We start from the raw sequence: 5,561 nt of genomic DNA, 5'->3' as shown, positions 1-5,561 counted from the left end.
AACTACGCCGCTCGCCAGATCTACTACGTGCGCCTCGGCGGCTTCGACCTGCATTCGGGCCTGATGTCGGGCGGCAACAACGATCATGCCGCGTTGCTCAAGCTCGTCTCCGACGCAGTGTCCGCGTTCTGGCAGGCGCTCGCGCCGGGTGACGTCGACGCGCAGGACGAGGTGACCTTGTTCACCGCTTCGGAGTTCGCGCGCACCTTGCAGTCGAACGGGTCCGGCTCGGACCATGCCTGGGGCGGCGTGCAGTTCGTGCTCGGCGGCGCGGTCAACGGCGGCAAGCTGTACACGAACGGCGGCGGGCCGATCAGCGGCTTCCCGGACCAGCATCTCGACGCGCCGAACAACTTCTCGCGCGGCCAGATGATCCCCGGCATCGGCGTCGACCAGTACGCGGCGACGCTCGCGCAATGGCTCGGCGTGACCTCGCCGACCGACCTCGCGGCGATCTTCCCGAACCTCGCGAACTTCGGCAGCGCCAATCTCGGTTTCGTCTGAGTCGATGCGCACGGCGCCGGCCATCGCGGTCGTGGCCGGCATCGTGCTGGCCTGCGCGGCCGTGCGCGCGTACGCGGGCGTGCCCGCCGGCTGCACGCGCATCGCCGACATCCCGCCGGATTACGCGATCACCTACGGCGCGGCGATCCAGGCCCTGTTCGACGACTACGCGACGAACGGCGGCAGCGCCGGCTGCATCGATTGCCACTTCGCGCCGCCGCCGATGCCGAGCGGCGGACTCGATCTCAGCGCGGGCGCCTCGTGGGGCCATCTCGTCGGCGTGCCGAGCGGGGAAGACGAGGGCATCCTCTACGTCGTGCCGGGGCGACCCGAGGACAGCCTGCTGTTCCGCAAGGTCAACTGCGACACGCCCGGCGTCGGCGCGCGCATGCCGCTCGACAATTACGGCGGCGGCCTGCTGCCCGAGCAGCAGGCGCTGATCTACGACTGGATCGCGAACGGCGCGCTGCCGGGGACGAGCTCGACGGTATTCCGGGACGGCTTCGACATTCGCGGCTTCGTGCCCTGAGCCACGCGGATCGCGGCCAGGGGCCATGCCGTGGGTCGAGGCGCCCTGCCGTCCGAGCTAAGGGCGGGGACGGCTTTCGCCTGCGGAGCGGGGACAAGTCGTTGCGGGGCTTTATTTTTTCCTGATTCCCGCTAGAATGCCCGGCTCCCGACGCGCGACGGCCGCTCAACGGTCCGGGTACGAACGTCGATGACTTCGCAAAATATCGAGCAAAAACAATGGTCAAGATTCGTCTTTCCCGTGGCGGTGCCAAGGGTCGTCCGTTCTACCACATCGTCGTGACCGACGAGCGCAACGCGCGCGACGGCCGCAGCATCGAACGCGTCGGCTATTTCAACCCGATCGCGGCCGGCAAGGACGTGCGTCTGGAACTCGACACCGCGAAGGTCAAGTCGTGGGTCGAGAAGGGCGCGCAGATGACCGAGAAGGTCAAGTCGCTCTACAAGGAAGCCAGCAAGAAGGCAGCCTGATCGCGTGAGCGGGTCGGAGAAATTCGTCCTGCTCGGCAAGGTGGTCGGTGTGCACGGCGTGCGGGGCGAGCTCAAGCTCGAGTCGTACACGGAACCCCGGACGCAGATCTTTCGCTACATGCCGTGGCGAATGCGATCGGCGGCCGGCGAGACGGTGGTCGAAGGCGGTCGCGGGCGGGCCCAGGGCAAGGGCATCGTCGCCGAGCTGCCCGGTGTGACGGACCGCGACGCTGCCGCGGCGCTGGTCGGCACCGAGATCTGGGTCGCGCGTTCGGCGTTGCCGAAGGCGGCGCCCGGCGAGTACTACTGGGCCGATCTCGAAGGACTCGAGGTCGTCACGGTCGAAGGCAGGGCGCTCGGGCGCGTGTCGCATCTGATTGCGACCGGGTCGAACGACGTGCTGGTGGTCAGGGACGCGGAGCGCGAACGGCTGATCCCGTTCCTGCCCGGCCGGTTCGTGACCGCGGTCGATCTCGATGGAGGCCTCATCACCGTCGACTGGGACCCGGAATTCTAGGACACGGAAGACGGACTGGAGTCCGGCTGGTGCGCCCGGGACGGACGCAGGAACGACATGCGCATCGATGTCATCACGTTGTTTCCGGATTTCATCGAGGGCTGTGCACGGATAGGAGTCGTGGGGCGCGCGCGCGAGCGCGGGTTGATCGAGATCGCAACCTGGAATCCGCGTGATTTCGCCAGCGACAACTATCGTTCGGCCGACGATCGCAGCTACGGCGGCGGTCCCGGCATGGTGATGATGATCGAACCGTTGCGGAAGGCGCTCGAGAGCGTGCGCGCCGCGGCCGGTTCGAGAGAGTCGAAAGTGGTTTACCTGAGTCCGCAGGGAGTGCGGCTCGACCAGGCCAAGGTGGCGGAGCTCGCGCGGCTGGATCATCTGGTCCTGCTGAGCGGACGCTACGAAGGCGTGGACGAACGGTTTCTCGAGCGCGCGGTCGACGAGGAGGTTTCCGTCGGCGACTACGTGCTCTCGGGCGGCGAACTCGCTGCGGCGATCGTGATCGATGCGGTCGGACGCCTGCAGCAGGGGGTGCTGAACGATGCCATGTCGGCCGAGCAGGATTCGTTCTCGAACGGCCTGCTCGACTGCCCGCACTACACGCGACCCGAGCATCACGAGTGGGGCGACGTGCCGGCGGTGCTGACGTCGGGCGACCACGCGGCGATCGCGCGTTGGCGCCTGAAGCAGTCGCTGGGTCGCACCTGGCTGCGGCGGCCCGATCTGCTCGCGCGGATCGAGCTGGACAAGAAGTCCCGCGCGCTGCTGGTCGAGTTCCAGCGCGAGCACGAACAGAACACGCCGGACCGCGAATCCGGTGAATGAAGGCGGCGGGCCAGTCCGGCGTCGACGAAAAAAATCAGACCAGAGTGGTGAGTGTCATGAACCTGATCCAGCAATTCGAAGCCGCCCAGATGACCCGCACGCTGCCGGAGTTCAGCCCGGGCGACACCGTGATCGTCAACGTGAAGGTCAAGGAAGGCAACCGCGAGCGCGTGCAGGCCTATGAAGGCGTCGTCATCGCACGCAAGAACGCGGGCCTGAACTCCGCGTTCACCGTGCGCAAGATCTCGCACGGCACCGGCGTCGAGCGCGTGTTCCAGTCGCACAGCCCGTCGATCGATTCGGTAGTCGTCAAGCGTCGCGGCAAAGTGCGCGGCGCGAAGCTGTATTACCTGCGTGGCCTCGAGGGCAAGGCGGCGCGCATCCGCGAGGATCTCTCCGCGCACGCGAAGAAGGAAGGCTGACGCAGCACCACATACCGTCTTGGAGCATACGAGTCGCGTCTGTGCTCCTCGTCAGAGCGGCCGTCGGAAACGACGGCCGCTTTTTTTTGGGTTGAACACGGTGGGCCGGATCAAGCCGTTGGGCGGATCAAGCGGCGCGGCGGCGGATCCGCCATGGCACGCGTTGGGGGCGGCGGCCTTCTGTCCCGGCTCCGGCCTTCGGCCTTGAGCCGCCCTACGGATTGCCGTTCCTCGGGTGGCCGGCACCGCCGGCCGTCGATGGGGCGCTGCGCGGAACAGGCCGCCGCCCGGCTTCACGCACCATACCGCGCGCGCGAGCCGTCTTGAACGCCGCGTCCGCCGACTCCATTCTGGGCCGCAGCCAGATCTACGGAGGGAGTTCCATGTCCAATGCCGCCGAAACCAGGTCCTTCGAGGCCGAGGTCTCGCAAGTCCTGCATCTCGTCACGCATTCGCTCTACTCGCACAAGGAAATCTTCCTGCGCGAACTCGTCTCGAACGCCTCGGACGCGTGCGACAAGCTGCGCTTCGCTGCATTGTCGAACGCGTCGTTGACCGCCGACGACAGCGAACTGCGCATCGAGGTGTCGTGGGACAAGGACGCGCGCACGCTGACGATCCGCGACAACGGCATCGGCATGGGGCGCGAGGAAGTGATCGAGAATATCGGCACGATCGCGCGCTCGGGAACGCGGCGCTTCCTGGAGTCGCTGTCGGGGGACGCGCGCAAGGACACCCAGTTGATCGGCCAGTTCGGCGTAGGCTTCTACTCCGCGTTCATCGTTGCCGATCGCGTCACGCTCGTCACGCGCAAGGCCGGCGCACCCGCGGGCGAAGGCGTGCGCTGGCAGTCGTCCGGCAGCGGCGACTACACGATCGAGGCCGTCGACGAGCCGCGCCGCGGCACGACGGTGACGCTGCACCTCAAGCAGGACGAGGGCGAGTTCCTCGACGGCTGGAGGCTGCGCGACCTGATCAAGCGCTACTCCGACCACGTCGCGTTCCCGATCCGCGTGCCGGTCGAGAAGGACGGCAAGCCGTCGGACGAATGGGAGACGGTCAACCACGCCGCCGCGCTGTGGACGCGGCCGAAGGGCGAGATCGCCGACGACGAATACCAGGCGTTCTACAAGTCGCTCTCGCACGATTTCAATGATGCGCTGGCGTGGGCGCACAATCGCGTCGAGGGCTCGCAGAGCTACACGTCGTTGCTGTACGTGCCGGAGAAACAGCCATTCGACGCCGTGTTCAGCGGCCGCGACGAGCGCCACGGGCTCAAGCTGTACATCCGTCGCGTGTTCATCATGGACGCGAGCGAGCAGCTGCTTCCGGCCTACCTGCGCTTCGTGCGCGGCGTGGTCGACTCCGACGACTTGCCGCTCAACGTGAGTCGCGAGATCCTGCAGGAGAATCGCCTCGTCGCGCAGATCCGCAGCGCCTGCGTCAAGCGCACGCTCGACCTGCTCGAGAAGGTCGCCAAGGACGAGCCCGCCAAGTACCAGCAGTTCACCAACGCATTCGGCAACGTGCTCAAGGAGGGCGTGGCCGAGGACGGGGCGAACCGCGAGCGCATCGCGAAGCTGCTGCGCTTCGCTTCGACGCATGGCGACGACGCACAGAAGAACGTCTCGCTCGACGACTACATCGGCCGCATGCAGGCTGGCCAGGACGTGGTCTGGTACGTCACGGCCGACACGCATGCGGCGGCCAAGGGCAGCCCGCAGATCGAATCGCTGCGCGCGCGCGGCATCGAAGTGCTGTTGCTCAGTGATCGAATCGACGAATGGATGATCGGCTATCTCGGCGAGTACGCCGGAAAGAAGCTGCGCAACGCCGCGAAAGGCGAACTCGAGGCCGCCGACGGCGCCGACGCGGAGCAGCGCAAGCAGGTCGAGGAAGAGGCCAGGCCGATGCTCGACAAACTGGCCGGCGTGCTCGGCGACAAGGTCGAGCAGGTGCGCGTGAGCCATCGCCTGACCGGCTCGCCGAGCTGCATCGTGCTCGGCGAGTACGACATGGCGCTGCACATGCAACGGTTGTTGCGCGAAGCCGGCCACGACGTCCCCGCGAGCAAGCCCGTGCTCGAGGTCAATCCGCGCCATCCGCTCGTGCAGCGTTTCGCCGCGGAGGACGAAGCCGCACGCAGCGAGGATCTCGGGCGGCTGCTGCTCGAGGAAGCGCAGCTCGCCGCCGGCGACCAGCTCGCCGACCCGGCGGCGTTCATCGCGCGCATGAACCGCCTGCTCGCGAGCTGAGCGCCCGCGCGGAAACGAAACGGCGGCCGGGTCGCA

7 protein-coding genes are annotated in these 5,561 nt (G+C 67.2%); all 7 read left to right on the top strand.

From position 1 onward, the window contains the following. Window positions 1-504: DUF1501 domain-containing protein (locus tag VI238_RS08540; RefSeq protein WP_331650417.1), on the top strand; the 504-nt coding region annotated here is incomplete at its 5' end. Between the two features lie 4 nt (window positions 505-508). Then, entirely contained in the window at window positions 509-1,033 is a 525-nt protein-coding gene (locus tag VI238_RS08535) for a hypothetical protein (protein ID WP_331650415.1), read from the top strand. Between the two features lie 218 nt (window positions 1,034-1,251). Beyond that, the gene (gene rpsP / locus VI238_RS08530) at window positions 1,252-1,503 is read left to right on the top strand and encodes a 30S ribosomal protein S16 (protein WP_331650414.1); all 252 of its coding nucleotides are present in this window, start codon (window positions 1,252-1,254) and stop codon (window positions 1,501-1,503) included. Between the two features lie 4 nt (window positions 1,504-1,507). Beyond that, window positions 1,508-2,020 (top strand): ribosome maturation factor RimM, encoded by a 513-nt coding sequence (gene rimM, locus VI238_RS08525; protein ID WP_331650413.1) that lies wholly within the window; start codon window positions 1,508-1,510, stop codon window positions 2,018-2,020. Between the two features lie 57 nt (window positions 2,021-2,077). After that, window positions 2,078-2,848: a tRNA (guanosine(37)-N1)-methyltransferase TrmD gene (gene trmD, locus VI238_RS08520; RefSeq protein WP_331650411.1), complete on the top strand. Its 771-nt coding sequence runs from the start codon at window positions 2,078-2,080 to the stop codon at window positions 2,846-2,848. Window positions 2,849-2,904: 56 nt separating this feature from the next. Next, window positions 2,905-3,270: a 50S ribosomal protein L19 gene (gene rplS, locus VI238_RS08515; RefSeq protein WP_414650043.1), complete on the top strand. Its 366-nt coding sequence runs from the start codon at window positions 2,905-2,907 to the stop codon at window positions 3,268-3,270. A gap of 383 nt (window positions 3,271-3,653) precedes the next feature. Continuing rightward, window positions 3,654-5,525, top strand: coding sequence for a molecular chaperone HtpG (gene htpG / locus VI238_RS08510; RefSeq protein WP_331650409.1), 1,872 nt, complete (start codon window positions 3,654-3,656; stop codon window positions 5,523-5,525). Window positions 5,526-5,561: the final 36 nt, after the last annotated feature.

The sequence above is a fragment of the Dokdonella sp. genome (assembly GCF_036518555.1).
Taxonomy (GTDB): Bacteria; Pseudomonadota; Gammaproteobacteria; order Xanthomonadales; family Rhodanobacteraceae; genus Dokdonella_A.
The sequence above is the reverse complement of the archived record's forward strand: the minus strand, read 5'-3'. Positions and strand labels throughout refer to the sequence as shown.